Origin of the sequence: Bifidobacterium amazonense (assembly GCF_018555435.2) — a bacterium.
GTDB lineage: Bacteria > Actinomycetota > Actinomycetes > Actinomycetales > Bifidobacteriaceae > Bifidobacterium > Bifidobacterium amazonense.
The window spans coordinates 37,992-63,775 of sequence record NZ_JAFEJT020000002.1; the positions used below are offsets into that span (position 1 = coordinate 37,992).

Consider the following 25,784-nt stretch of genomic DNA (forward strand, 5'->3'; position numbering starts at 1 on the left):
AAACAAGAATGCGGGGATTTCCTCACATGTACGTCGACCCGACGAAAAACCAAGACAAGGGCAATCTGCGTTGGATCCTGCCCTACTGCAAACCCGACCTTCCGCGCGTGGCGGGAGCGCTCGTACTGTTCTGCGCGAACAACACGATGGCGCTGACCATCCCGCTCCTTTCCGGCATGCTCGTCGACCAGGTCATCACGCAGGGCCACACCGAACGGCTCGCGCACCTGTGCATGCTCATGATCGTGTTCACCATCATCCGCGTCGGCTCCCGATACGGCTACCAGATGTGGATGGAACGCTTCGGCCAGAACTCCGTCTACCGTCTCGTCTCCGACGAATACGAGAAGCTGCACGAACTCGACTTCACATACTTCAACCACACGCGCACCGGCGACATCATGAGCCGCCTGACCTCCGACACCGACGCCATCCGCCACGCGCTGAGCTGGGTGAGCTACAACGTGCTCGACTGCGTGGTCATGTTCATCGGCGCGCTGTGCGTCATGTTTTCGATCGACTGGCGACTCGCGCTCGCGCTTGCCTGCGTCACGCCGTTCATCTTCATCCTCACGCGCGGCCTGTCCACGCACGCCCACCCGCTGTTCTTCGCGATCCGCAACTCGCTCGCAAGCCTCAACTCGATGGTCGAGGAGAACATCGAAGGCAATCGCGTCGTCAAGGCGTTCGTGCGCGAACCGTACGAAACGCAGAAGTTCGACGAGCACAACGACGACTACATGCAGCGCAACATGGCGCTCGCGTACAACTCGCGCAAGTACATGCCGTGGCTCGACGGCCTCGGCTTCAGCCTGCAGCTCATCACGCTCGGCTTCGGCGGCTATCTGGTCATCACCGGCAACATGACGCTCGGCAACCTCGTCAGCTTCAACTCGTTCCTGTGGATGATCGACGGCCCCGTCCGACAGTCCGGCTGGCTCATCAACGACTGGCAGCGCTTCAACGCCAGCTGTATCAAGATCAGGAAGCTCCTGACAGCACAGTCGCGCATCGTCGAAAAGCCCGACGCGGAGGCCGCCGTCAAGCAGGCCGTGACCATCGCCGAACAGGTCGGCGCGGCGCATCCGCCGACCCCCGACCGCATCAGCGGCGAAATCCGCTTCGACCACGTCAGCTTCGCGTTCCCCGACGACCCGGACACGCCGATCCTCAAGGACATCGACTTCTCCATCCCGGCGGGCAGCAAGCTCGGCATCCTCGGCGAAACCGGCGCGGGCAAGTCCACGCTCGTCAACCTCATCTCGCGCTTCTACGACCCGACCGTCGGCCACGTGCTCATCGACGGCATCGACGCGCGCGACTGGCCGCTCGCCACGCTGCGCTCGCAAGTGTGCATCGTCGCGCAGGACACGTTCCTGTTCTCCGACACGATCGGCAGCAACATCGGCTTCGGCGCGAACAACGACGCGGCCCACGACGAACGCTACATCCAGCGCATGGCGCGCATCGCCGGCGCGGACAGCTTCATCCAGTCCATGCCGGAAGGCTACAACACGGTCGTCGGCGAACGCGGCGTCGGCCTGTCCGGCGGCCAGAAGCAGCGCCTGTCGCTCGCCCGCGCGCTCGCGGACGACCCGAGCATCCTGATCATGGACGACACGACGTCGGCCGTGGACATGGAAACCGAGGCGGAAATCCAGCAGCATCTGCGCGAAATGGACGGCGGCAAGACGATCATCACGATCGCGCACCGCATCTCGTCGGTCAAGGACTCCGACCTGATTCTCGTGCTCGAACACGGCCGCATCGTCGAACGCGGCACGCACGAGGAGCTCGTCGCCGCGCACGGACGCTACTGGGAGATCTACCACAAGCAGCTGGGCCTGCAGTCCGGCGCGTCGCAGGGCTTCTGACCGGCGCCGCCGCCCGGCCGGCGTCCGGCCGACAGGCGATCGCAACAAACAAGACCAAGCCAAGACCAAAGCATTCCCAAGGAAAAGGAATCATGGCACAACGCAATACGTACCGCGAGGATGAGGAACTCGAGGAGTCCATCAACTTCCACGACATCCTGCGCGTCGGCAAATATCTCAAACCGTACCTCGGGCAGGTGGCCCGCATCCTCGTCGTCGTCGTGTCGATGAGCTGCATCGCCGTGTCCGTGCCGTACTTGACCAAAATCATGATCGACGAGGCGATCCCGCACAAGGACCTCGGCCAGCTCGGCACGCTCGCCGGACTGCTCGCCTGCCTGATCGTCGTCTACGAGCTCTGCCTGCGCTACCGCACCGTGTCCATCACGCGCGTCGGCCAGCTCATGCTCAAGGACATGCGCCGTGACATCTTCACGCACATCCAGACGCTGCCGTTCAGCTACTTCGACTCGCGCCCGCACGGCAAGATCCTCATCCGCGTGGTCAACTACGTGAACACGCTGTCGGACACGCTCTCGTCGGGCCTGATCAACGTGATCTCCGACGTGTTCACGTTCATCATCACGCTCGTGGTGATGTTCGTGATCGACTGGAAGCTCGCGCTGTGGAGCCTCGTGCTGTTCCCCGCGCTCATCATCTGGGTGTACGTGCTCAAGATCTTCCAGCGCCGGGCCTTCCAGAAGCTGTCCAACAAGCAGTCGAACCTCAACGCGTACATCCACGAGTCGATTGCCGGCGTGAAGACCACGCAGACGTTCGCGCAGGAGAAGTCTCAGTTCGAAACGTTCCAGCAGCAGCAGGGCGAGGTGCGTTCCGCGTGGATGAAGGCCGTGCACATCCAGTTCCTCATGTGGCCGGGCGTGCAGACCATCTCCGTGATGACCATCGCGTTCATCTACTTCGTGGGCGTGACCGGCTTCGGTGGCGTGAACGTGACCACGGGCGTGCTCATCGCGTTCGTCGGCTACGCGAACAACTTCTGGAACCCGGTCATCAACATCGGCAACTTCTACAACCAGCTCATCACCTGCTCCGCGTACCTCGAGCGCATCTTCGAAACGCTCGACGTGGTCCCGGAGATCGAGAACAAGCCGAACGCGGTCGACCTGCCACAGATCCGCGGTCGCGTCGACTTCAACGACGTCGTGTTCCGCTACGAGGAGGGCGGCCGCAACATCCTCAACCTGGTCGACTTCCACGTCGAGCCAGGCAAGACGATCGCGCTGGTCGGCCCGACCGGCGCCGGCAAGACGACGATCATCAGCCTGCTGTCGCGCTTCTACGACGTGTCGGAAGGGTCGGTGACGATCGACGGCTACGACGTGCGCGACGTGACGCTCGAATCGCTGCGCAAGCAGATGGGCGTGATGCTGCAGGACACGTTCATCTTCTCCGGCAACGTGCGCGAGAACATCCGCTACGGCAAGCTCGACGCGACCGACGAGGAGATCGAGGCGGCGGCGAAGGCGGTGCATGCGCACGAGTTCATCATGGAGCTGCCCGACGGCTACGACACGGTGGTGGAGGAGCGCGGTTCGACCCTGTCGGCCGGACAGCGTCAGCTCATCGCGTTCGCGCGCGTGCTGCTCGCCGACCCGCGCATCCTGATCCTCGACGAGGCGACGTCGAACATCGACACGCGCACCGAGGAGGCGCTGCAGGCTGGCCTCGCGCACCTGCTCAAGGGCCGCACGAGCTTCATCATCGCGCACCGACTGTCGACGATCGAGAACGCGGACGAGATCTTCTACATCGACCACGGCCAGATCGTCGAGCACGGCTCGCACAAGGAGCTGCTCAAGGAGAAGGGCGCGTACTACCGGCTCTACGAGTCGCAGTACGCGATGATCCGCGTGGCGCAGGGGCAGTAGCGGGCTCTTCTTTCTGGGCTCTGGGCTCGGGTGTCTCCGGGCTCCGGTCCTCTTTAGGCTCTGTAGGCGGGGCATATCCTTCCGGATTGCGGAGGATATGCCCCGCCTTCTGCGTTCCGCGGGGCATTTCGACGAAGTTCTGGCCAGTCGCCCACGTTGAGATGGGTGTGAGCGTTGGTGATTGGCGATATCCTGACCGTTTTGCCACGCTGAGAGGTGTGAGCGTGGTGTTGTGGTGATGTTCTAGCCGTTTTCCCACGCTGAGGTGGGTGTGAGCGTGGGGTATTGGCGAAGGGCTGTCCGATTTGCCACGCAAAGGGGTGATTGACGGTGCGTCAATCGTGAACAGAATGTAAATATCATCGTGAAAGCCGATGAATATGACAAAGATACGACGAAATCGGCATGCGCGGCGCAACGGGGCGGCATATGCTGAAGCCATAACCGAAGATAGAGCAACCGAAAACAACAACCGTTCACAAACGGCATGACACGGAAAGGAGTCCATCATGATGGACGAAGAAATGATGAACAAGGCTCTGCGTTCCCCGCTGGCCGCGAACGACCCGTCGCTCGGATACTACGCGCTCTCGCAGGCCGCCTGGAAGGCCATCAAGCACTTCGCTGGCCGCAAGTAAGCGCCGCCCGGCGTCGCGTCGCCGCAAACCGCGCATCGCAGACGCATACAGACTTTCTTGAACTTCAACGCTCGCCGGCGTAAGGATCTCCGCCGATCATCGATCGGACGCAGGAACCGCGTAACGGCAGCCGACCGACAGACCCCGGCATCCGCACTTTAACGCGGATGCCGGGGCCTTTTTTGCATGGTCTTGTCTGCCCCTCGAAATGTTTGTCGTCGTGAGGGGGCCGAGGCTCCGCCGGCATCAGCGGCGTTATCGAGTGTCTCACGCGATGGTATGAGTCGCCAGCCGCCATGCGGACGCCATCCCGTATACCAATAAGCTATAGCGTGCGTGAAAACGTTGGAACCACGCCGTTTTCGGGCACTCCGTGTCGTTTCCCTCCGAAACGTTGACCGGCTAGTGTACATTACAACGACATTCATCGGTTCGGCACGGTATGGAACCACGCCCGCCCGTGAACGCCCGTCATACAGGAAACGAGAGGGAAGAACATGGCCACCACGCAACGCAACGTATTCAGGAAGGTGATCGCGCCCATCGCGCTGGCGCTGTCACTCGCGCTCGCCGTCGCCGGCTGCGGCGCAAGCTCGAACAACACCGCCAACCAGCCGAGCGAAACCGGTGCGAAGACCACCACCGGCACCGCCGTCAAGGATCTCAAGATCGCCAGCGCCTCCGCCGTGAGCACGCTGAGCGTCAACCAGGAGGCCGGCAGCGCCAACTACCAGCTCGCCGCGCTCTATCAGGAAGGTCTCACCGGCGTGGACGCCACCGGCAAGGTCGTGCCGGCGCTCGCCGAAAAGTGGAGCAGCACCGACAACAAGACGTGGGTGTTCGACATCCGCCAGGGCGTCAAGCTGCACGACGGCAGCTCGCTGACCACCGACGACATCGTCGACTCGATCAACACCGCCCGCGACTCCAAGCTGTCGCCGGGCCTGTCCGTCTACTGGCCGGACTACGTCGACAAGGTCGAGAAGACCGGCGAATGGCAGATCACCATCACGCTCAAGACCCCGCAGACCGAATTCCCGACGCAGGTCTCGAACGTGGCCGGCCTGTTCGTCACGTCCAAGAAGTTCCGCGAGGAGTCCGGCTCCGACTACGGTTCGGCCAGCAAGCTGATCGTGGGCACCGGCCCGTACCAGGTCACCGAATTCGACCCGTCCAGCCACGTCACGCTCAAGAAGTTCAAGGACTACTGGGGCGAGAACGACGGCCCCGACACCGTGCGCGTCGACTTCATCACCGAGGACTCCACCCGACTGCTCGCCTTCCAGGAAGGCAAGGTCGACGCCTCGTTCAACGTGCCCGTCACCAGCGTGAGCCAGTGGAGCAAGGACGGCGCCCAGGTCACCGCCTACTCCGACCGCTCCTACTACGGCCTGACCTTCGACCAGGGCGTCAAGCCGTTCGACGACATCCACGTGCGCAAGGCGTTCTCCTACGCGTTCGACAAGTCCGGCGTCGTCAAGGGCATCCTCAAGGGCTACGGCGAGGTCGCCACCGGCATCGACTCCCCGGAGCAGCTCGCCGGCTGGACCGACAACGACAAGGACAAGGCCGCCGAGAAGGTCAAGGACCTCGGCGCGCTCGACTACGACATCGACAAGGCCAAGGACGAGCTCAAGCAGTCCTCGCAGGCGTCCGGCTTCACCACCACGCTCACCTACCCGACCGGCTACCCGGCCGTCGGCAAGGCGTCCCTCGCGCTCGCCGAATCGCTCAAGTCGATCGGCGTGACGCTCAACGTCAAGGAGATCCCGCTCGAGCAGTGGCTGAGCGAGGTCGGCAACGGCAAGCAGGGCGTCGCGTGGATGATCTACAACCCGACCACCCCGCAGCCGAACGAGATCACCTCGTGGCTGCTCGCCGCCGGCGGCGCGGGCGCGAACCCGGCCAACTGGACCGACGCGGACGTGGCCGCGCAGACCGACAAGATCGGCACGCTCACCGACACGGACGAGAAGCTGCAGATCGTGCTCGACACCACCAAGACCGCGCTCGAGCAGGACATCTACTCGCCGGTCTACTGGGGCAAGGCCGCGGTCGCGACCAAGAAGGGTCTGGGCCTCAAGAACATCGACACGTTCTGGCTCGGCACCAACTGGGCCGCCGATTTCGTGGAACAGTAAGGAACCATGAACCAGAGCCGTACGGAACCGTGCGGAGCCGTGCGAAACCGTACGGCACCGTGCGGAACGGTACGGATAACCGCAAGGATGTAGACTGCGGTAATACGTAGTGCCTGCAGCCATACGGCGCGCATCTGCTCCCCCTGACAGTCCGGCTGTCAGGGGGAGCAGATGCGTATGGGGAACCATGCAAGGATCGATGAGAACGATGGAGGGGAGGAACCGTTGGATGCGCTGAAATTCCTCGGCAAACGGCTGGCGAACCTGATACTGCTGCTGTTCGTGCTGTCGCTGGTCACGTTCGGCCTGCTGTACATGACCAACAGCGACCCGGCCCGCACGCTCGCCGGCGCGAAGAAGGTGAGCGCCGAACAGCTCGCCGCCATCCGCGCACAGTATCACCTCGACGATCCGCTGTGGCGGCAGTATCTGCGCTGGCTGAACAACCTACTGCACGGCGACTTCGGCACGTCCATCCGCACGCAGCTGCCCGTCGCTCAGATGATCGGCCAGCGCGCGTGGATCACGCTCGCCCTCGCCCTGCTCGCCCTCGCCATCGCGCTCGTCATCGGTCTGCCGCTCGGCATCCTCGCCGCACGCCGCAACGGCCGCTGGCAGGACCGTCTCGTCACCGCGCTCGCCGTCGCCGGCCTGAGCGCGCCGAGTTTCGCGGTCGGTCTGCTGCTGCTGTACGGCCTGTCCGTGCAGCTCGGCTGGTTCCCGATCTACGGTCTCGGCGAAGGCGGCTTCCTCGACACGCTCTGGCATCTGCTGCTGCCGGCGATCACGCTCGCGATCGGCCTGTTCGCGTCCGTGGTGAAGATCTCCCGCGCCTCGCTCATCAAGCAGGTCGACTCCGACTACACGCTGTTCGCGCGCTCGCGCGGCGTCGCCCGGTGGACGATTCTCGCCGCGCAGCTGCGCAACGCCGCGCTGCCGATCATCACGTCGTCCGGACTGCTCATCGCGACGCTCGTCTCCGGCACGGTGATCGTCGAAACGACGTTCTCGATCGGCGGTCTCGGCACGCTGCTGCAGACGTCGGTCACGTTCAAGGACATTCCGACGGTGCAGGCGATCACGATGATCATGGCGACGATCATCTGCGTCGCGACGGCGATCGTCGACGCGCTCGCCGCGCTCATCGACCCGCGTCTGCGCGTGCGACGGTCGCCGGTTGCGGCCGGATCGGATGAGACCGGCTCGATTGCGGCCGGTGCCGGCAACGTTCGCGGTACTGACAACGACGGCGTGATCGCCGGCGACGACCGTGCCGCCGTAACTACGGTCGGGACCGCCGCCGGCTCGAACGACGGAAAGGAGAACGCACGATGATGGCTCGCATCTGGCATCGTCTGCCGCTGATCCTCGCGCTCGTGGTGCTCGCCGCCGTGGTGGTGCTCAGCGTCGTGCCCGCGCTGTCCGCCGGGGCGCTCGACCAGGACATCATGCTGTCCACGGCCCTGCCGGACGCCGATCATCCGCTCGGCACCGACGCGCTCGGCCGCGACGTGCTCAAGCTCACGCTCGCCGGCGCCCGGACCGCGATCATCGGCCCGGTCACGATCGCGCTCGGCGCGATGGCCGTCGGCCTCGTGTTCGGCCTGACCGCCGCATACGTTGGCGGCTGGGTCGACTGGATCATCTCCCGCGTCGTCGAACTCATGCTCTCGCTGCCGACGTTGCTGCTCGCGATCGTCGTCGCCGGCGTGATCGGCGGCGGATACTGGACGAACGTGCTCGTGTTCGTGATCCTGTACGCGCCGTACGAGGTGCGTCTGGTGCGCTCCGGCGCGCTCGCGCACATCAACGACCCGTTCCTCGACGCGGCCCGCCTGCTCGAGCTCGGACCGCTGCGCACGCTCGCATTCCACCTGTTCCCGGTCATCCGCCCGCTGGTCGGCGCGGCCCTGTTCCTCGACATGAGCAACGCGCTCGTCTCGCTCTCGTCCCTCTCGTTCCTCGGCCTCGGCGTCTCGCCGCAGGACGCGGACTGGGGCCGGCAGCTGTCGGACGCGCGCAACCTCCTCTTCGACAACCCGTACGCGGCGATCGCGCCCGGCGTGGCCATCATCGTCACGTCGATCGCGCTGAACATCGTCGGCGACTTCATCACCGAGCAAAGCGAGAAGGCGGAACGATGAGCGACAAGACTGTTTCCCCTGCGAACGCTGCCGCCTCTGCGAACGTGGCTGCACACGTTGCCGCAAACGTTGCGCACGCTGCGAACGACAGCGGCGCGGCCGCATCGCCGGCCGTGCGTGTGACCGGCCTGCACGTTACGATCGGCGGCAAGGAGATCATCCACGGCGTCGACCTGACGATCCCGCGCGACGCGACCGTCGCCGTCGTCGGCGAATCCGGCTCCGGCAAGTCCGTGACCGCGAAGACACTGTCCGGACTGCTGCCCGACCGGTCGGACGCGAGCGGCGACTACGCGCTGTTCGGCGAGCCGATCAACCTCGAAGCGGGGGAGCGCGCGTGGCGCAGGCTGCGCGGCGGCACGATCGTATGGCTGCCGCAGGATCCGTTCTCCTCGCTCGACCCGCTGCGCACCTGCGGCCGGCAGATCGAGGACGGACTGCGCTCGGCCGGACACGTCGGATCGTTGCCGGCACAGGACGTTGACAATGATCGCACCGTCGCGGCCTCAGCCGGAGGCTCCGGCAACGGCGGCGGCGCTCCGGCTGCAAACGGTCGCGGCCGCCTCACCAAAGCGCAGCGACGTGCGGCCGTCGAACGGCTGCTCACCGACGTCGGACTCGCGCCGGCCGTATACGACGCGTATCCGCACGAACTGTCCGGCGGCATGCGCCAGCGCGTCGCCATCGCGGCCGCGCTCGCGCCCGACCCGCGCATCCTCATCGCCGACGAGCCGACCACCGCGCTCGACGCGTCCACGCAGGAGACCGTGCTCGACCTGCTCGAATCGCTGCGTTCCAGTCGTCACATGACGCTGCTGCTCATCACGCACGACCTCGCGCTGGCCGTCGAACGCGCCGACCATCTCGTCGTGTTCCACGGCGGACAGGTCGTCGAGGAAGGCGGCCGCGACCAGGTCGTCCATCATCCGCGCTCGCCGTACACGCGCGAACTGCTCGACGCGCATACGCGACTCGCCGTCACCGACGTGCCCGCGTTCGGCGATGTCGTCATGCGGGCCAACCATCTCAGGAAAACGTTCGCCGGGTCGAACGTGCCGGCCGTCGCCGACGTGTCGTTCGACGTGCGCGCCGGCGAGATCCTCGGCCTCGTCGGCGAATCCGGATCCGGCAAATCGACCGTCGCGCGGTGCATCGTCGGTCTCGAAACACCGGATTCCGGCAACGTTGTCTTTACCGGCAACGATGGCAAGCCGATCGGCTGGTCGCGCGGCGAAGCGCAGCTTGTCTTCCAGAACCCGTACGGTTCGCTCAACCCGACGATGACCGTGCGCCAGACGCTCACCGAAGCGCTGCGCGTGTCCGGCAAACCCGCCGACGACGCGGCCGTGCGCGCGCTCGTCGCCAAGGTCGGGCTGGAAGCCGAACTCATCGACCGCAAGCCGGGCACGCTGTCCGGCGGCCAATGCCAGCGCGTCGCCATCGCCCGCGCGCTCGCGCCCGAACCGAAGCTGCTCGTCGCCGACGAAGCGGTGACCGCGCTCGACGCGAACATCCAGACGCACGTGCTCGAAACGCTGCTTGAACTGCGCTCGCGGCTTGGCCTGGCCATGCTGTTCATCTCGCACGACCTCGACACCGTGCGCCGCATCGCCGACCGCATCGCCGTCATGCGCCACGGCAGGATCGTCGAAACCGGCACCACGGGCCAGGTCATGAACCACCCCCAGCACGACTACGTGCGCGCCCTCATCGCCGCCATGCCGCCCGCCCTCGACTAAGAAAGGTGCTGTCTCCGATGGCACGTCTCAGCCTATTGGAAATAAGCGAATTGCCGAAGGACCTGCGCAATCTGTGCGTGAATTCCGCGGTGAATATGGCCGGGGCCGGCGTGATGACGGCTGGATATGTCGTTTATCTCACCACATATCTGCAGCTGTCCGCGACGGCTCTGAGCATGGTGCTCAGTGGTATGCCCTTAGGCCTATTCCTCGGTTCGCTGGTCGCCGGTCGCATGGTGGACCTCACCAACCCGAAGTGGTGCATTATCTGGAGCAACGTCTTGTTCGCCGCGGCCATGTGCGCGTTGGTGTCGCTCTCGGACGCCCGTTTCATCACCATAGCGATGTTCGTGGGCGGCGTGGCGAGTTCGTTGAATTACCCGGCGAAAAGCGTGTACACCGTTGCCGGAGGCCACGGACATATTGTGCTGTCTCGCTCGGTCATGCGTTCATGGACGTATCTTGGTTCCGGATTTGGTTCCCGAACGAGGTTCGCGACGTGGCATATCGGATAGACCATCGGTAGGTTGCTTCGCTCAGGGAGGGCTCGGCGTGGCGATCCGGTGACGACCTATCCGTTTTGCCCCGCTAAGAGTGGCCAGCATGGCAAAGCAGTTAGACTGTCGGTAAAACGCTACGACGAGGAGTGTGTAGGCGTGGCAATGCGGAGAAGTCCTGCTCGAATTGCCACGCTGAGACCGGTCAGCGTAGTGAAACGAGTGGAATGTCGGCAAATGGCTACGCTGGGAGGGGACTAAGCGTGGTGATTTGACGATGTCCCATCCGTTTTGCCCCGTTGAGAGTGGTCGGCGTGGTGAAGCGGTCGGACCGTCGTCAAAACGCTGTGCTGGAGAGAGTGTAGGCGTGGCAATATGGAGAGGTCCTATCCGTTTCGCCACGCTGGCAAAACCCGTACATGGCAGAATGTGAAGGGGCGGGAATGCCGACGGCTGATTTTGCAATGCGATGGATCCGGGTGTGCACGTGTGTTCGCTCCGGGTTCCAATGCACCGGCGCTGTTACCCTTGAGTGCACAGTCAAAGAATGATATGACAGCATGAACCAGGGGGTGTGACGTATGACCCGATACATCGCATATGCCGTCGCGCGGGGCGAGGCGCTCCGCGATATCGACGGCATCGCCATTCCGGAGCCGACCGCGGCGGCGCTTGCAGCGGCCGGCGGCGCGCTCGTACGCACCGTCTATCTGGCCGTCGATGCCGTCGACGATGAGAGCGCGGACAACGGTACGACCGGTGCCGCACACGCTGCCGATGACGCGGCCGATGCCGCCGTGATCGGTACGACCGCGACCGCAGCCGCAAGCCCGTCCGTCGCGTCGCTGCTCGGCTATCATCGTCCGCACACGGCACAGCAGAAGCTCACGGCGATCGGCGGCGACCGTGCACTGTGGGGCGGGCTGATTGCGTTCGCGGAACGGCAATCGTTGGCCGAACCGGACGTCGCCGTCGTCAAATACGACATCACCGAGCCGGACGTGACGAATGATGGTCCGGTATCCGCCAATCGTGCCGCCGCCGGCAAGACGGCAGACGTAGCGGCATCGGCTCCGAACGGTGACGCGGCAGCAACGTCAATGTCGGGCATCACCGGCAAACCGACCACTGCAGTCGCCGCAGCCGACGCGCCGCTGACCGCCACCGATTCACCTCTGCCCGCCACCGACGCGGCCGCGCACTACCGTCAGACCACCGAGTTCACGTGCGGGCCGGTCGCCGTGCTGACCGCGATGCACCGGCTCGGCATCACGCCCAAGCCCACGCGTGCGGAGGAACTGCAGATGTGGCGCGAGGCGACCATCGCCGTCGCGTGCGAGCCGTACGGGCTTGCGCTCGCCGCCGAACGCCGTGGCGCGCATCCCACGATCCGCGTCTCCCACACCGGTCCGGCACTGCATCCGGACAGCAAACTCGGCCTGCTCGACCCGGCCATGGCCCGCGACACGCAGCTCGCGTTCGCGCGGCAGGCGCGCGAGGCAGGCATCCCCGTCACCGTCGGGCCGTTCGACGCCGACGATATCGCGCGCATCGTAGACGACGGGCACATCGCGGTCGTCCTCATCGACGAACTGCACATGCACGGCGAGGCGTGCCCGCACTGGGTCACCGTCACCGGCCGCGATCCGGCCACCGGCGCGTTGTTGATCGACGACCCGTGGACCGACGCCGAATACGGCGAAACCGCCGTCGACGCCTTCCAGCTGCCCATCCGGCCCGCCGATCTCGAACTCATGATCCACTACGACGAACCCCGTTCCGCCCAGGCCATGCTCGTCTTCTGAGTGCCCTCCGCATGCGGCATCGTCACGGCGGCGACGTGAGGCAAGATGCCGAATGCTGACAGCAGTCAGTTCGGCGTGTCACTCCTCGTTCTGGATGGCGACCAAACGATCGCCTTCCAGACGATACCCGCATTCGGGATGCTCGGGGATCCACGCCTTCATGTCTTCCGGCATGGGCTTGTCCTTCGGCCAGTTTTGCGGGTAATACCACACTTCGCCGTTGTGGCCCGGATAGCGGCCGGTACCGATGAGAGACTCCCAATACTGCATGGTCTGTTCATCGGGCACTACGAATGTATGCGTCTGATACTCCTCCGGCGGCGCCGGTGCGGTTGCGGTCATCATGGCCTCCTTATCGTCGGTCGTATCGTGCTTGAACATATGATGTGTGCGAGGTCGAACATATGATGTGTGCGAGGTCGGTGTGTTGCAGCCAGTATCTATCGGAAGTCTTTCATGAACTTGTCGGTCATGTAATTGGCGTGAAAGATCACTCTGAGCGGATTGCCGCCTCGATCCTTGTACGCGCCTGCATCGTAAGCGACCATTTCGATGATACGGCCTTCGTCATCGCAGCCCATCGCGGCGATTTGCAGAGGATCCGTGCCGAGCCGGTAACGGAACGAGAACCGTTGTTTCCATGCCGTCGCCGCTGACTGCGGATCCACATGGGCGCTTGGTCCGATGATGGTGCGCTGATGCAACGCAAAATTGGGATTGTCCGCAACGACCACCATTGCTCGTCTCCTTCCCCATGGGCCACGATGGGTGCTTTGTAGTGTCTTTTCATCGTAGAGTCAGCTGGTTGCGATGTCCAGCGAAATCGGGGCCTGTGGTCGAAAGGTCGGTAGCCCTTGGAAAATAGCGAATATTGCCTGTACCAACGGTTGTGGATAATTCGAATGGCTAGTGATGCTCGCTAGGCCGGCGGGCTGTGGGCTAGGCTGGTGGGCATGGACGTGACGACTTGCAGGCTGGAGGGGCCGGCGGACTTCTTTTCGATCGGGCAGTTCGTGTCCGGGCCGGGCTGGCGGCATGCCCGCCGCGTGATCGACACGTTCGAGCTGGTGTTCGTGCGCCGCGGCGTGCTGCCGATGCGCGTGGGGGAGCGCGAGCTGACGATCGGCGCCAATCAGCTCGCCCTGCTGCCGCCTGGCGTCGAGCATGCCGGATCGCGCGCGATCACCGAACCGCTCGACTTCTACTGGATGCATTTCCGTCTGTCTGAACGGCGCGACGACCTGCGTGACATGCACGTCGGGAACGCCGATGATGCCGTCAGACTGCCCCAGTCCGGCGATAGCCTGATCCTGCCGCACTGGTGCCGCGCGGCCGACCCGGACCGGCTGGCCGTGATGTGCAACCAGCTGGTCGACCTGTACGCGCGGTTCGGCCCGCATTCGAACACGTACTGCGACTATTTCCTCACCTGCCTGCTGCTTGAAGTGACCGCGCAGACGCGCGTGCTGGTCGCCGGCATGGCCGAGTCGGCGGCCGATCGCGACGGCCGGGGCGCGGATGCCGTCGGCATGGCGAAACGCTACGTGATGGGCGTCGATACGGGCGGCGGCGTGGGCGGGTTCCGCCCGGACGGCCATACCGTGCGCGTCGGCGGTGCGAACGTTGCCGTCGAGGGCCATCGGCCGGTCGGACTCGGCCCGATGCTGTCGGTGCGCTCGTGGATCATGGCGAACGCCTTCGACGACATCACCGTCGCCAAGGTCGCCGACCGGTTCCACTATTCGCCGAGCTATCTGACGGCCGTGTACAAGCGCGCGTTCGGCATCGGCGTCAACGATCAGATCGTCGAATGCCGCGTCGACCGCGCGCGCGAGCTGCTCAGCTCCACGCCGTCGCCGGTCGCCGACATCGCGCGCGAAGTCGGCTACGACGATCCGAAGTACTTCATGCGTGTGTTCAAGCGTCGCACCGGGCTCACGCCCGGCCAGTACCGCGACGCGTTCCCCACGCGCCTGTACAACACGGTGTGAGAATCGAAAACGCTACGCCCGGTCCACCACCGAACCACGGTCGATGAGCTGCGGGTCGACGAACACGTGCCGCGTGGCGCGCTCCGGGTTCAGGATGCGCTCGACCAGCGTGCGTAGCGCCGCCTCGGCCAGATCGCGCGGCGACGAGCGCAGCACGGTGAGCGGACGCGAGCTGAGCGTCGCGTAGCCGTCGATCGAGATCATCGAAATGTCTTCCGGCACGCGTTTGCCGGCCTTCTCCAGCGCCTGCGCGAGCGCGATCGCCAGATAGTCGGAGTGCACGAGCACGGCCGTGGTGCTCGAGCCGAGGATGCGTTCGACGATCTCCTCCACGCCCGGCGCATCGTACGGCTGCACGCCGTCGAACACGAGCGTGCCGTTGATGTCGGGCACGTCGTGCACGACCTGCAGCCAGCCGGCGAGGATCACGTCGGAGGTCGGCGTGTTCGTGAACGCGGCGGCGATGTTCGTGTGCCCGTGCTGGATGAAGTGCGTGGCGGCCTTGCGCACGCCGTACGGATGGTTGGTGCGCACCGAGTCGACGTAGTAGTCGCCGATGACCGGCTGGTCGCGCTCGACGACGGTGACCGGCAGCGGCGACGTCGAGATCCAGTCCCACGTGCGCTGGCTGACGGTCGGTTCCGACGTGGGGGCGACGACGAGCCCGCACATGTTCGGGTCGGCGGCGAATTCGTCGAGGATGCGCTCCTCGTGGATGTCGCCGTTGTACGACGATTCGCGCACGTTGAGCGTGATCTGCGCGTGCGCGGCGAGCGTGCGCATCTGTTCGATGACGCTCGGCCAGAAGAAGCTCGGCTCGGGCAGCATGACGCCGATCGACCGGCCGGCCAGTGCGGCGAGCGCGTCGGTCGCGTCGTCGCCGCTGCGTCCGCGCGTGCCGAGTCCGTACGGCAGTCCGGTTCCGACGTGCGGCAGGCGGGCGTTCGCGGCGATGCCGTCGTGTGCGGCGAATGAGCCGGCGCCGATGTCTGCCGCCGCGCCGAGCTGGCCCGGACCGTACTCGCCGATCACGCTGATCGGACCGTCGGTGCCGTTCGGTGCGAACGGATCGTCGACATAGTCGTCGTGCGTAGTGCCGCCGGCGTGCGCGGTCGATGCGGCGGCGGACATGCCGTGGCCGCCGCCGTGGCTGACGGAGCCGCCAGTCGCGGCGGATGCCGCTGTACCGGCCGTTCCAGCTGAAGCGGCCGTGCGTCCGCCTCGTTGCGCGGGCTGCGCATCGCGCACGGACATCGCGCCGCCGCGGATACGCCGCAGGAGCCCCGCGTCGGCGAGCGTGGTGAGGTCGCGGCGGATGGTGATGTCGCTGGTGTTGAGTAAAGCGGCGAGCTCCTGCACGGTGGCCACGTTCTGTCGGGTGAGGAGACTGAGGATCATGTCCTGTCGTTCCGCGGGCAGGTAGTCGCGCTTCGTTGCGCCGGGCGCCGCGCCGGCGCCGGTCGGCCGGACGCCGTCTGTAGTGTTGGACATGGGTATGCACATCTCCGTTTGTTCGCCGCTGATCATCAATGATTGATTGTCTACGATTGACGCTCGGCGATTGATGATCAACGTACCGTTGTTGATCGTTACTGTTTGCAATCAGTGTACCCGATTACGCAACTGAACGTATTCGTTCGGACTGTCGCGAGTGTCGTGCGATCGTCGAGGGGCGTCTGCGTCTCCGACACTCTGCGGTGGGGCGCCCGACGGACGGAATCGTACGACCGCGGCGGTTCGGTCGACGAACGTGTACGGGCCGTCGCGGCTGTGCGGCCGGGCTCGTATATGGCTGCGCGGCGATCCCACGACAAAATCTGCCACAGTCATGTGATTGAAGTTGATTATTTCTGATCGATCATGTATGATTAACGACGAACGGCACAGCCGGCCGCGCAGTCGAGGCCGGCCGCGCAGCGCATACGTCACACAGCAACACACGCCAAAAGGAACGTCATGAGCAAGTACAGCAACGAATTCTGGACCGTCACCTCCGGAGATCTGTCGCAGCGCCGCGAAACGCTGGCCACGCCCGAAACCGTCGCCGACCCGGGCGACGCGACCAAGATCGTCATCGACACCGCCGACCGCAAGCAGCCGTGGCTCGGCGCCGGCGCGGCCATCACCGACGCCGCCGCGTCCCTGATCTGGGGCTCGATGGACGCCGAGCAGCGTCACGTCTTCCTCGACGACTGCTTCAATCCGGCCAAGGGCGGCTTCTCCGTCATCCGCATTCCGCTCGGTTCCTGCGAGCCGGCCGCGCAGCCCTACTACACCTACGACGACCTGCCGTTCGGCGAGCATGACAACGCGCTCACCAAGTTCTCGCTTGGCGAGGGCGAGCCGGGCGCGCCGGACGCCACCAAGGACTTCAAGTACATCATCCCGGTCGTGCTCGAGATCCTCAAGATCAACCCGGCCGTCAAGATCATCGCCTCCCCGTGGAGCGCGCCGGCGTGGATGAAGAACACCGGCCACCTGTGCCAGGGCGGCCATCTGCGCTTCAACGAGTGGACCGGCAACGGCTTCGACCCGATGCATGACAGCTTCGAGGGCTGCTACGCGCGCTACTTCGTCAAGTACGTCGAGGAAATGGCCAAGATCGGCATCCCGATCTGGGGCGTCACCGTGCAGAACGAGCCGAGCAACGCGCCCAAGTGGCCGGCCATGATGTGGACGCTCAAGCAGCAGGCCGAATTCGCGCACAACTTCCTGCGCCCGGCCATGAATGAGAAGTTCCCGGAGATGCGTATCTTCATCAACGACGACTCCACGCACAACCTGCTGTGGCCGGTGCGCGAGCTTGTCACCCCGGACGAGGCTGCGTCCATCGACGGCCTGACCGTGCACACGTACGAAGGCCCATACTCCAACTTCTTCAACGCGTCGCGCTCCTACAGCCACTGGATGTTCGGCATGACCGAACGCCGCTGCATGATCGACGAGACGCCGGAGGACGCCGCGCACATCATGTCCGGCATCATCGGCAACTGGCTCGTGCGCAACGGCGAATCGTTCATCACGCTGTGGAACATCGCGCTCGACGAACGCGGACTGCCGAACCAGGTCGGCGCGACCGGCCGCCGCGGCGTCGTGACCATCCAGCACGAAACCGGACAGGTCATCCGCAATCTCGAATACTTCATGCTGCGCGCCTTCGGCCAGGACGTCGAGCCCGGCTCCGTGGTCGTGCGCTCCAGCAACTACACGCCGGACGGCTGGTCGGGTGGCCTCGGCTCCGTGGCCTTCCTCGCGCCGAACGGCGACGTGGCCGCGCACATCTACAACCCGACCGGCGAGCCGATCGAGGCGGCCGTGACGATCAACGGCGAGGGCGCGGCGTGGCAGAAGGTCACCGTGCCGGCGTGGGGCACCGTCACCGTGCACAAGGGCTACGGCGAGATCAACACGTCCACGGTTCCGGCCGACGACGAGTTCGAGCTCAACCCGGCGCCGAAGCACCTGCTCGGCGACGTGGCTCCGGGCAAGGTGCGCGTGTGGGGCCAGGACGAGTGATCCTCCAACGAGCCGCGGCGGTGAGCCGCGACTGACATGAGATGTGCGGGCGCGCGATCGGAAAACAGGCATCCGGTCGCGCGCCCGCTGTTTATTGCCGGGCTTGCGGCTAGGTTGGAGAATGCTGTGGCCGGAAAGTGGAGTCTGGCGGTTCCGCGAGTCCATCTTGTTCGGGTGTGGTGCATTCGGGTCGGTTGCGGCGAAGTTATCCACATTATCCGCCGTACGGGGCATCTGTTGTGGATAACCGACGACCATCCGACCACAGGGGTCGGTTGGACTGGACGAGAGCATCGATGATGGTCTACCGTACACGCAGTACGAGCGGACAAATGATGTCCGCGATACACGAGAGGGAATCGATCATGACCACATCGCTCAGCAATATTGCATCCCAACGTATTGTACAATATCCAGTACAAGTACAGTCGTCGCCGGGAATGGAGAACCACATGGTGCAGGCAGTGTCGTACAGCGCATTCCGCAACAATCTCAAGTCCTACATCCGCAAGGTCAACGAAGACGCCGACATGTTGATGGTTACCAACATTGATCCGGAAGACAACGTGATCGTCATGAGCGTCAACGATTACGACTCCCTCATGGAATCGCTGCGCGTATATCAGAATCCGTACCTGCGCGACAAGATCGCCCGCGGACTGGAGCAGGTCCGACAGGGCGACGCCCGCGAACACACCCTCATTGAACCGGGGGCCGCATGATGCTGCTGTGCTGGACCGACGACGCATGGAACGACTATCTGTACTGGCAGTCGCAGGACAAACGCATGGTCAAACGCATCAATGCGCTGATCAAGGACACGCTACGCAGTCCATTCGAGGGCATCGGCAAACCTGAACCGCTCAAATGGACCTTCCCGGGCGCATGGTCGCGGCGCATCACCTCCGCGGATCGGCTGATCTACACGGTCGAAGGCGATCGGCTCTGCATTCTTTCTGCCAAAGACCACTATGAGTAGATGATTCCCGGCCGATCTCCAACACCGCGCATCGGTTGAGGTCGGGCCAGTGCCAGCTCATCGGCAGCGGGAACCAGCCGGCCGGGGCGACGGGCAGGTCGCAGCGGTAGCGTGCGGCGGTGCCCATGATGAGATACGGCTACCGTACGGCCGTCTTTCGATGAGGTGATCATGCCGGTTTGACGATTGAGAGGCTGATTTGCGGCTCTGTACGGGTCGGTTTGACGATTGAGAGGCGGCCGGCCATGGCGATGGCGGCGCAATCAGACCTATTCGGGCCGGAAACGGGTGCAATAACACGGATCCCTGCCTCTCAATCGTCGAACTGACCTATGCGAGGACTCGAATCAGCCTCTCAATCGTTGAACTGACCTCATCAACATCGTCGATGGCCTGAATTGCGACGTGTGTGCAAAACGGCACGCATCGCCGACGAAGGTCGCATGCCTCTTGCTGAGGGGCATTGTGGCGTACGTGCGCGGGACAACATGGCCCGAACATTTCTTGTGCGTTTTTGGTAGAACGTGGTAAAAAATGTTTGCTTGTGGTATGATGGGTGTCACTGGGACATAGAGCGGTCAGCAAGCGGCGGCGTGCCGGTTCGGCCCGTCCGCCTGATCCCACAGATGATGACAAGGAGAACGTCATGACAACCATTCTGGTCACCGGCGGCGCCGGATACATCGGTTCGCACACCGACGTCGAACTGCTCGAGCAGGGCTACGACGTGGTGTGCGTCGACAACTACTGCAACTCCTCCCCGAAGGCGCTCGAGCGCGTCGAGGAGATCACCGGCAAGAAGGTCAAGTCCTACGAGGGCGACGTGCGCGACGAGGCCTTCATGAACAAGGTCTTCGATGAGAACGACATCGACTGGGTCATCCACTTCGCCTCGCTCAAGTCCGTCGGCGAATCCGTCGCCAAGCCGATCGAGTACTACGACAACAATCTCAACAGCACCATCGTGCTGCTCAAGGCCATGCGCAAGCACAACGTGAAGAAGATCATTTTCTCGTCGTCCGCCACCGTCTATGGCACCCCGAAGCAGCTGCCGATCACCGAGGAGACCCCGACCGGTGGCACTACCAACCCGTACGGCACCACCAAGCTGTTCGAGGAGCAGATCCTGCGCGACGTGCACGTCGCCGACGACTCGTGGACCGTCGTCATCCTGCGCTACTTCAACCCGGTCGGCGCGCATCCGTCCGGACTCATCGGCGAGGATCCGAAGGGCATCCCCGCCAACCTCACCCCGTACGTCGCCAAGGTCGCCATCGGCGAGCTCAAGGCCGTGCAGGTCATGGGCGACGACTACGACACCCCCGACGGCACCGGCGTGCGCGACTACATCCACGTCGTCGACCTCGCCAAGGGCCACGTCGCGGTCATCAGCAAGATCGACAAGCCGGGCGTGTTCACCTACAACCTCGGCACCGGCCACGGCTACTCCGTGCTGCAGGTCATCAAGGCGTACGAGAAGGCCGCCGGCCACGAGATCCCGTACGTGATCGTGCCGCGCCGTCCCGGCGACATCGCCGCCTGCTACGCCGACTCGTCCAAGGCCGAGCGCGAGCTGGGCTGGAAGGCCGAGCTGGGCATCGACGACATGGCCGCCTCCTCGATGAACTGGCAGACCAAGAACCCGAACGGCTACCGCGACGCCGAGTGACGTTGCGGCCGATCAGGCCTAACGTTCACCGCATAACTGTCGCATGACTCCGCCGACGCGCATATGATCGCGCGTCGGCGGAGTTTGTATTATGCGCGTTCGAGTTTGGCGTAGCGCAGCCTGTGGCCATGTGGATCGCTCGACGGTCAGTGGCTGTACTGTTTGCGGACGGCCTCGCCGCTGATGTTCATCAGTTTGCCGATGTTGTTCCATGATTCGCCGCGGCGTCGCAGCTCATCCACGATGATGCGTGTCTGCCGTCGGTTTTCCTGTTCGAAGACCTGCTTCTGGTAGACGAGTCGTTTGAGGCGTGCGCCGGGGTTGGGATCGTCAGCGATGTCGACAGGTTCGGGATAGTCGGTTGACTCCGCTTCTTCACTGATGAGATCTCCGAGCCGTTCATAATAGGCACGGTTGATCCGCGGGTTGTCATGCTGGCCCTGCGGTGTGCTGGTCATCGCGGTCTACCTCCATATCGCATTCCAGTACCGGTTCTGATAACTTCGCCTCGCCGGCATGGCGTGACAGATCATGATTCTGCCGGCATCGGCTCCGTAGGGGGCCTCAAAGTATCCGATCTCATAGAGTCGGTTGCCTTGTGGGTCAGGACCGACCACCATATAGGTGGGCGGATCACGGTGCGCGTTCACGCCGACATCCTCGCCGTGCGCGTATGCGTGCAGTATCACCTCATCCGGTACGGGTGGAACGGGAATGCCGTTCACGATATGCGGTTTACGCGCACTGCTCAGAATGATCGGTTGCTCATCAGCATAGCTCATGTCGCAACCTTGGTTGTCATTCGACCGATGATGTGGACGCGCATAGAGTTGGATTGTCTCATCTTTCGCTCCTTCGTCGATGGGCCTGTCGATGCTGTCGATGCGGCGAGAATAGCGGACGTTCTGATTGCCGTGCAATGCAAACACGGGTGTGTGGTCGAATGGTCGGAGGTTATCCACAACAGGGGTTCTGTGCGGCGGATAATGTGGATAACTGTTCCGTGGATAACCGTTCCGCATGTTGCCGAAATTGCGGAAAGCCCACGGCATGCGGCATGGGAGGCTCGTCATGAAGATCGTCATCGCACCGGATTCGTTCAAGAACTGCATGATCGCGCGCGAGGCGGCCGAGGCGATCCGCGCGGGATTCGCCCGCGTGCTGCCCGATGCGGACTACGACCTGATACCGATGGCCGACGGGGGAGAGGGCACCGTGCAGTCGCTGGTCGACGCGACCGGCGGCGAACTGCGATACGCCGACGTGCTCGACCCGCTTGGCCGGCCGACCCGCGCCGCGTACGGACTGCTCGGCAAGAGCGGCGGCGATGCCGAGACTATCGATGCCGGCACTGCCGATACTGATGTCGCCGATAATACCGATGGTATGGATGCTGCCGATGTATCCGATGATCGTACCGGTATCGGCGATGACTGCGATGTTTACGATGACGGCAACGTTGACGCCGCCGCCACGCGAACGGCAGTCATCGAAATGGCCGCTGCAAGCGGCATCCAGTTTGTGGACGACGCGACGAAGAACCCGCTTGTCACCACCACCTACGGCACCGGCCAGCTCATCCGCGACGCGCTCGACGCCGGCGCAAGGCGCATCATCCTGGGCGTGGGCGGTTCGGCCACCAACGACGGCGGAGCGGGCATGGCCGAAGCGCTCGGTGCCCGTCTCCTGGACGTGCATGGCCAGCCCATTCCACGCGGCGGCGGTGCGCTCGACCGACTCGCATCCATCGACGTGACCGGACTCGACCTGCGTCTCGCCGCCACCGATATCATCATCGCGTCCGACGTCACCAACCCGTTGACCGGGCCGACCGGCGCATCCGCCGTATTCGGCCCGCAGAAAGGCGCGACCCCGGACATGGTCGCGCGGCTCGACGCGAACCTCGCACACTACGCGCGTATCATCGCCGCACAGCTCGGCCGCGATATCGTACACACGCCCGGCGCGGGAGCTGCAGGCGGACTCGGAGCCGGCCTGCTCGCCTTCACGAACGCGACGATGCGATCCGGAGTCGACATCGTCGCGCACACCGTGCGTCTCGCCGAACGCGCGGCCGACGCCGACTGGTGCATCACCGGCGAAGGTGGCATCGACCGGCAGACGCAGTACGGCAAAACCCCGGTCGGTGTCGCGCAGGCCGCACGCCGCGGCAATCCGCGCATCCGCGTCGTCGCGCTCGCCGGCCGCGTCGACTACGGCGAGGACGGGCGTGCGCTCGACCCGTTGCACGAGCTCGGCATCGACGCGGTCTTCGGCATCACCCCGGCCGCCATGCCGCTCGCCCGTGCGCTCGCCGCCGGCCCCGCCAATCTCGCCAACACCGCCGAAAACGTGGCCCGTCTCATCGCCCTGCGCCCGTAGCGCATCATCCCGTTGTACTGCAGACGGCCGTTGCAATGCAGCGGGATCGCATCTGGGCGCTGCAGGCGGATGCGGAGAGCGTCGATGATTCCAATGCGGCGAGGTTTCACCGCGTACAACGGCATAGGAGTTTTACGCCAAGGCCTTATCCAGCAGTTCGTTGATGGCGGCTTCCCGACTCAGGCCATTCGATTGCGCGTACAGAAGGATCTTCTCTTCTCGGGTAAGTCCCGATTGTGCGAGGCTGCTTCCCAGTGCTTGCCGTGTGTATTCGCTGGGGGTTATCTTTTTCGCCCGCGCGGCCGCTTCGACAAGCTGCCACAATTCTTCCGGAACCCGGATGGTATGGGCCTTCATCTCGGCGCGGCTGGGTGGAAATGGGTCCGTTTCCCTGGTGAGCGTTGAGTTGGGGAAACCGTCCTCGGCCTCCTGCGTCCATCGTTCCACCATGTCGTCGGTGATCGGAGCGCCGTCTTCTGCGATGTACTGCTTCATGCCTGGCTCCATTCCTTCAGGAATCACAGTATACACTGATGTATGACGATTGTCATACATTGAGGGTTCGACTGCGGTGTCCATATGGCCCCCTTTGCCTGATGTGGTGGAGTTGCGTGCGGACAAGGGTACTGGGGTTGGCGATGTGATCGGGCGAATTTAGACCCGTGTGGTCGAATAGTCGGTTCCTCGGTGTGTTGTGGCTAACTCGCTGTGGATGACTTGCGGCAAACGACACAGACCCAGAGATGCGGCCGTTATATGAATGTGATCGAAAGTGATGGAAGTGCCGCGGCGGGCTCGAATTAACTTAAGTAAAGTTGGATTTGTCTCGTGCAAAGGGTTGATTATCAATTTGATAAGTGATATACTTTTCACGCTGTTAGTTGTGACTCCGGAAACATGGTTGTTTCTGTGCTGTTATTGTTCGCAATTTGTTTGAAATAATTTACGCGCGCAGTGAGCAGATGTTTTTGTGTTTACCGCCTTAATGCATATTCAAGTCAAGGAACTTATAATGAATGTGATACGGAAAGAGACGCTTTCGGTAGCGGCCGCATTGTTATTGTGTTTGTTTGTTGTCTGTTGTGTTATCAAACCAGCGGAGGCCAAGGTCAGTAATTCGACGTTAAGTGTGCCGGTATATAGTCAGGAAAATCGCTCGAATTGGTGCTGGGCGGCCTCTGCGCGGATGATTAGTGCATACTCTATTGGAAACCGTGAGTCGACTTGTCAATTTGTCAAGTGGGGGAAAGGGACTTCCATATGTGAAGACGTTACCGGCTCTCTCTATGAGATACAAGGTGCGCTTAGCATGGCCGGAGTTCAGAATACGGGAAATGTTATTTACAGTTCGCTCAGTATGGCGGATGTGAAGACGCAAATTCTCTGGTTTCATCCCATGGCGGCTTTGTGGAATCATCCGACAGGGTTGCATCATATCGTGGTTATCGTAGGTCATACTAATGATAATAAAGTGATATACAACGAACCAAGATATGGAACTCAAACTAGTTTGCCTTACAATTCATTTAAATCGCATGATCGTTACACATGGGCTATGACGTTGAAGGATCTCTGATTATTATGCAACGATGCAGCAAAGGATATTTCATCACACTACTGGGTGCCTGTTCCTTGCTTATTGGATCTTTTATTGGTTTGGCTGTAGCGGTGGCGTCCTATGCCGATTCGCCCAACGAGTCGATTCCGGTGGATGTGGTGCGGGTTTTTCACGATGAAGCCGTAGATGCCACTCAATTTATCGGCGGGCAGGATGGGAATGCTGTGAGGACATACAACGATGCCCCGGAAACGGATTTGCGGTATATGCAACCTTACTTCACCATAATATCGGATGATAATGGAGGCAACAATCATTTGGTCGGGGATCGATGGATTGCGGCCGTATATATTAACGGAAAACCTGCCGGTTTTACCAGTGTCATCCGTAATTCGGAAACGAACGAGATCGAACCATATATGACGGCCGCGTACAAACCGGTGGCAGAGTATCTTGAAACGACGTATCGTCAGGGTGGTAATTTTGCGGAGTTGGAGATGTCTCCACTTGGCTATTTCATGTTCAAAGACGGCAAGGTCACTCCGCTCGGAGAATCGTCCACCGCTTATATCAGTGCGTCGGTCAGTGAACAGGAGTTCTTTGATACTTTGGATCGGATCATAATGAAAGCCTCGGCGGATGCGAAGGCTGATCCCCTTGCCGCCGGCGGTGGTGGGCCGGCAGCCGATGTCACGACAATCAACATTATGGAGCGGCAGTCAGGTGTCAGTTCCGAATCGGCGCTTGCAGTGGTGTTGACCTGTCTGGCGATAGGCGTTGTTCCTGCTGTCGTCCTGCTGTGGAAAAAGCGGCACGATGTAACCGGTGTCGGATGATCCGGTCTGAACGATATGCCCATCATGTGAGGGTGATCGAAAGTGATAGAAAGTGTGGGTGCGGCGGGCGAGTTGTTGATTGAATGTGTATAATTGTGATCGTAGTGCCGTGCGTACCGCCGT

At 63.0% G+C, this 25,784-nt stretch carries 23 protein-coding genes; 17 read left to right on the top strand and 6 right to left on the bottom strand.

Features of this window, described 5'->3' with window-relative positions:
- Nucleotides 1-26 precede the first annotated feature (26 nt).
- The 9 genes from JS533_RS00775 (at nt 27) to JS533_RS00810 (ending at nt 12,730) form a co-directional block, all read left to right on the top strand.
- Complete coding sequence (locus JS533_RS00775) at nt 27-1,874, top strand: ABC transporter ATP-binding protein (protein ID WP_241512736.1); 1,848 nt, start codon at nt 27-29, stop codon at nt 1,872-1,874.
- A gap of 92 nt (nt 1,875-1,966) precedes the next feature.
- Nucleotides 1,967-3,766 carry an ABC transporter ATP-binding protein gene (locus tag JS533_RS00780; RefSeq protein WP_241512669.1) on the top strand — a complete coding sequence of 600 codons (1,800 nt, stop codon included), beginning with the start codon at nt 1,967-1,969 and terminating at the stop codon, nt 3,764-3,766.
- Nucleotides 3,767-4,275: 509 nt separating this feature from the next.
- A complete protein-coding gene (locus tag JS533_RS13660) occupies nt 4,276-4,404 on the top strand; it encodes a hypothetical protein (protein ID WP_274619124.1) in 129 nt (42 codons plus the stop codon).
- Nucleotides 4,405-4,901: 497 nt separating this feature from the next.
- Nucleotides 4,902-6,545, top strand: a complete 1,644-nt coding sequence (locus JS533_RS00785) for an ABC transporter substrate-binding protein (protein WP_241512670.1) — start codon at nt 4,902-4,904, stop codon at nt 6,543-6,545.
- A 177-nt stretch (nt 6,546-6,722) separates the two neighbouring features.
- Complete coding sequence (locus JS533_RS00790; RefSeq protein WP_241512671.1) at nt 6,723-7,880, top strand: ABC transporter permease; 1,158 nt, start codon at nt 6,723-6,725, stop codon at nt 7,878-7,880.
- Nucleotides 7,877-8,689 (top strand): ABC transporter permease, encoded by an 813-nt coding sequence (locus tag JS533_RS00795; RefSeq protein WP_241512672.1) that lies wholly within the window; start codon nt 7,877-7,879, stop codon nt 8,687-8,689. The genes JS533_RS00790 and JS533_RS00795 overlap by 4 nt, the downstream gene beginning before the upstream one ends.
- A complete protein-coding gene (locus JS533_RS00800; RefSeq protein ID WP_241512673.1) occupies nt 8,686-10,428 on the top strand; it encodes an ABC transporter ATP-binding protein in 1,743 nt (580 codons plus the stop codon). Before JS533_RS00795 ends, JS533_RS00800 begins: the two co-directional genes overlap by 4 nt.
- Before the next feature lie 17 nt (nt 10,429-10,445).
- Nucleotides 10,446-10,943, top strand: coding sequence for an MFS transporter (locus JS533_RS00805; protein ID WP_241512674.1), 498 nt, complete (start codon nt 10,446-10,448; stop codon nt 10,941-10,943).
- Between the two features lie 563 nt (nt 10,944-11,506).
- Nucleotides 11,507-12,730 carry a peptidase C39 family protein gene (locus JS533_RS00810; protein WP_241512675.1) on the top strand — a complete coding sequence of 408 codons (1,224 nt, stop codon included), beginning with the start codon at nt 11,507-11,509 and terminating at the stop codon, nt 12,728-12,730.
- 78 nt (nt 12,731-12,808) lie between these two features.
- Here the strand turns inward: JS533_RS00810 and JS533_RS00815 are convergent, their stop codons facing one another.
- Both JS533_RS00815 and JS533_RS00820 read right to left on the bottom strand, forming a co-directional pair.
- Complete coding sequence (locus JS533_RS00815) at nt 12,809-13,072, bottom strand: hypothetical protein (RefSeq protein ID WP_241512676.1); 264 nt, start codon at nt 13,070-13,072, stop codon at nt 12,809-12,811.
- A 98-nt stretch (nt 13,073-13,170) separates the two neighbouring features.
- Nucleotides 13,171-13,467, bottom strand: a complete 297-nt coding sequence (locus JS533_RS00820; protein ID WP_241512677.1) for a hypothetical protein — start codon at nt 13,465-13,467, stop codon at nt 13,171-13,173.
- A 216-nt stretch (nt 13,468-13,683) separates the two neighbouring features.
- Between JS533_RS00820 and JS533_RS00825 the strand changes: the two genes are divergently transcribed.
- The gene (locus tag JS533_RS00825; RefSeq protein ID WP_241512678.1) at nt 13,684-14,721 is read left to right on the top strand and encodes an AraC family transcriptional regulator; all 1,038 of its coding nucleotides are present in this window, start codon (nt 13,684-13,686) and stop codon (nt 14,719-14,721) included.
- Nucleotides 14,722-14,733: 12 nt separating this feature from the next.
- On the opposite strand, the gene JS533_RS00830 is transcribed toward JS533_RS00825, so the two are convergent.
- Nucleotides 14,734-16,212 carry a substrate-binding domain-containing protein gene (locus JS533_RS00830; RefSeq protein WP_241512679.1) on the bottom strand — a complete coding sequence of 493 codons (1,479 nt, stop codon included), beginning with the start codon at nt 16,210-16,212 and terminating at the stop codon, nt 14,734-14,736.
- A gap of 465 nt (nt 16,213-16,677) precedes the next feature.
- Between JS533_RS00830 and JS533_RS00835 the strand changes: the two genes are divergently transcribed.
- The 4 genes from JS533_RS00835 to galE all read left to right on the top strand — a co-directional run bounded on the left by JS533_RS00835 (nt 16,678) and on the right by galE (nt 20,885).
- Nucleotides 16,678-18,237: a glycoside hydrolase family 30 protein gene (locus JS533_RS00835; protein ID WP_241512680.1), complete on the top strand. Its 1,560-nt coding sequence runs from the start codon at nt 16,678-16,680 to the stop codon at nt 18,235-18,237.
- Nucleotides 18,238-18,602: 365 nt separating this feature from the next.
- Nucleotides 18,603-18,959, top strand: coding sequence for a type II toxin-antitoxin system Phd/YefM family antitoxin (locus tag JS533_RS00840; protein ID WP_241512681.1), 357 nt, complete (start codon nt 18,603-18,605; stop codon nt 18,957-18,959).
- Nucleotides 18,959-19,216, top strand: a complete 258-nt coding sequence (locus JS533_RS00845) for a Txe/YoeB family addiction module toxin (RefSeq protein ID WP_241512737.1) — start codon at nt 18,959-18,961, stop codon at nt 19,214-19,216. The genes JS533_RS00840 and JS533_RS00845 overlap by 1 nt, the downstream gene beginning before the upstream one ends.
- A 646-nt stretch (nt 19,217-19,862) precedes the next feature.
- Nucleotides 19,863-20,885 carry a UDP-glucose 4-epimerase GalE gene (gene galE, locus JS533_RS00850; RefSeq protein ID WP_241512682.1) on the top strand — a complete coding sequence of 341 codons (1,023 nt, stop codon included), beginning with the start codon at nt 19,863-19,865 and terminating at the stop codon, nt 20,883-20,885.
- 146 nt (nt 20,886-21,031) lie between these two features.
- Here the strand turns inward: galE and JS533_RS00855 are convergent, their stop codons facing one another.
- Nucleotides 21,032-21,343 (bottom strand): hypothetical protein, encoded by a 312-nt coding sequence (locus tag JS533_RS00855; RefSeq protein ID WP_241512683.1) that lies wholly within the window; start codon nt 21,341-21,343, stop codon nt 21,032-21,034.
- Between the two features lie 6 nt (nt 21,344-21,349).
- Complete coding sequence (locus JS533_RS00860; RefSeq protein WP_241512684.1) at nt 21,350-21,970, bottom strand: hypothetical protein; 621 nt, start codon at nt 21,968-21,970, stop codon at nt 21,350-21,352.
- Here JS533_RS00860 and JS533_RS00865 point away from each other — a divergent pair.
- On the top strand, nt 21,957-23,267 hold the full coding sequence (locus JS533_RS00865; RefSeq protein WP_241512685.1) for a glycerate kinase: 1,311 nt from the start codon (nt 21,957-21,959) through the stop codon (nt 23,265-23,267). The two genes, JS533_RS00860 and JS533_RS00865, sit on opposite strands and share 14 nt — an antisense overlap.
- Before the next feature lie 132 nt (nt 23,268-23,399).
- Here JS533_RS00865 and JS533_RS00870 read toward each other — a convergent pair whose 3' ends face one another.
- Nucleotides 23,400-23,762 (bottom strand): hypothetical protein, encoded by a 363-nt coding sequence (locus tag JS533_RS00870; protein WP_241512686.1) that lies wholly within the window; start codon nt 23,760-23,762, stop codon nt 23,400-23,402.
- Nucleotides 23,763-24,279: 517 nt separating this feature from the next.
- Between JS533_RS00870 and JS533_RS00875 the strand changes: the two genes are divergently transcribed.
- Both JS533_RS00875 and JS533_RS00880 read left to right on the top strand, forming a co-directional pair.
- Nucleotides 24,280-24,843, top strand: coding sequence for a papain-like cysteine protease family protein (locus JS533_RS00875; protein ID WP_241512687.1), 564 nt, complete (start codon nt 24,280-24,282; stop codon nt 24,841-24,843).
- The gene (locus JS533_RS00880; RefSeq protein WP_241512688.1) at nt 24,816-25,661 is read left to right on the top strand and encodes a hypothetical protein; all 846 of its coding nucleotides are present in this window, start codon (nt 24,816-24,818) and stop codon (nt 25,659-25,661) included. Before JS533_RS00875 ends, JS533_RS00880 begins: the two co-directional genes overlap by 28 nt.
- The last annotated feature ends 123 nt before the right edge of the window (nt 25,662-25,784 follow it).

Coding starts and splice junctions, on each gene's coding strand:
- JS533_RS00775 (WP_241512736.1), top strand. CDS start 27: ATGTACGTCGACCCGACGAAAAACCAAGACAAGGGCAATCTGCGTTGG.
- JS533_RS00780 (WP_241512669.1), top strand. CDS start 1,967: ATGGCACAACGCAATACGTACCGCGAGGATGAGGAACTCGAGGAGTCC.
- JS533_RS13660 (WP_274619124.1), top strand. CDS start 4,276: ATGATGGACGAAGAAATGATGAACAAGGCTCTGCGTTCCCCGCTGGCC.
- JS533_RS00785 (WP_241512670.1), top strand. CDS start 4,902: ATGGCCACCACGCAACGCAACGTATTCAGGAAGGTGATCGCGCCCATC.
- JS533_RS00790 (WP_241512671.1), top strand. CDS start 6,723: ATGGGGAACCATGCAAGGATCGATGAGAACGATGGAGGGGAGGAACCG.
- JS533_RS00795 (WP_241512672.1), top strand. CDS start 7,877: ATGATGGCTCGCATCTGGCATCGTCTGCCGCTGATCCTCGCGCTCGTG.
- JS533_RS00800 (WP_241512673.1), top strand. CDS start 8,686: ATGAGCGACAAGACTGTTTCCCCTGCGAACGCTGCCGCCTCTGCGAAC.
- JS533_RS00805 (WP_241512674.1), top strand. CDS start 10,446: ATGGCACGTCTCAGCCTATTGGAAATAAGCGAATTGCCGAAGGACCTG.
- JS533_RS00810 (WP_241512675.1), top strand. CDS start 11,507: ATGACCCGATACATCGCATATGCCGTCGCGCGGGGCGAGGCGCTCCGC.
- JS533_RS00815 (WP_241512676.1), bottom strand. CDS start 13,072: ATGACCGCAACCGCACCGGCGCCGCCGGAGGAGTATCAGACGCATACA.
- JS533_RS00820 (WP_241512677.1), bottom strand. CDS start 13,467: ATGGTGGTCGTTGCGGACAATCCCAATTTTGCGTTGCATCAGCGCACC.
- JS533_RS00825 (WP_241512678.1), top strand. CDS start 13,684: ATGGACGTGACGACTTGCAGGCTGGAGGGGCCGGCGGACTTCTTTTCG.
- JS533_RS00830 (WP_241512679.1), bottom strand. CDS start 16,212: ATGTCCAACACTACAGACGGCGTCCGGCCGACCGGCGCCGGCGCGGCG.
- JS533_RS00835 (WP_241512680.1), top strand. CDS start 16,678: ATGAGCAAGTACAGCAACGAATTCTGGACCGTCACCTCCGGAGATCTG.
- JS533_RS00840 (WP_241512681.1), top strand. CDS start 18,603: ATGACCACATCGCTCAGCAATATTGCATCCCAACGTATTGTACAATAT.
- JS533_RS00845 (WP_241512737.1), top strand. CDS start 18,959: ATGCTGCTGTGCTGGACCGACGACGCATGGAACGACTATCTGTACTGG.
- galE (WP_241512682.1), top strand. CDS start 19,863: ATGACAACCATTCTGGTCACCGGCGGCGCCGGATACATCGGTTCGCAC.
- JS533_RS00855 (WP_241512683.1), bottom strand. CDS start 21,343: ATGACCAGCACACCGCAGGGCCAGCATGACAACCCGCGGATCAACCGT.
- JS533_RS00865 (WP_241512685.1), top strand. CDS start 21,957: ATGAAGATCGTCATCGCACCGGATTCGTTCAAGAACTGCATGATCGCG.
- JS533_RS00860 (WP_241512684.1), bottom strand. CDS start 21,970: ATGACGATCTTCATGACGAGCCTCCCATGCCGCATGCCGTGGGCTTTC.
- JS533_RS00870 (WP_241512686.1), bottom strand. CDS start 23,762: ATGAAGCAGTACATCGCAGAAGACGGCGCTCCGATCACCGACGACATG.
- JS533_RS00875 (WP_241512687.1), top strand. CDS start 24,280: ATGAATGTGATACGGAAAGAGACGCTTTCGGTAGCGGCCGCATTGTTA.
- JS533_RS00880 (WP_241512688.1), top strand. CDS start 24,816: ATGGGCTATGACGTTGAAGGATCTCTGATTATTATGCAACGATGCAGC.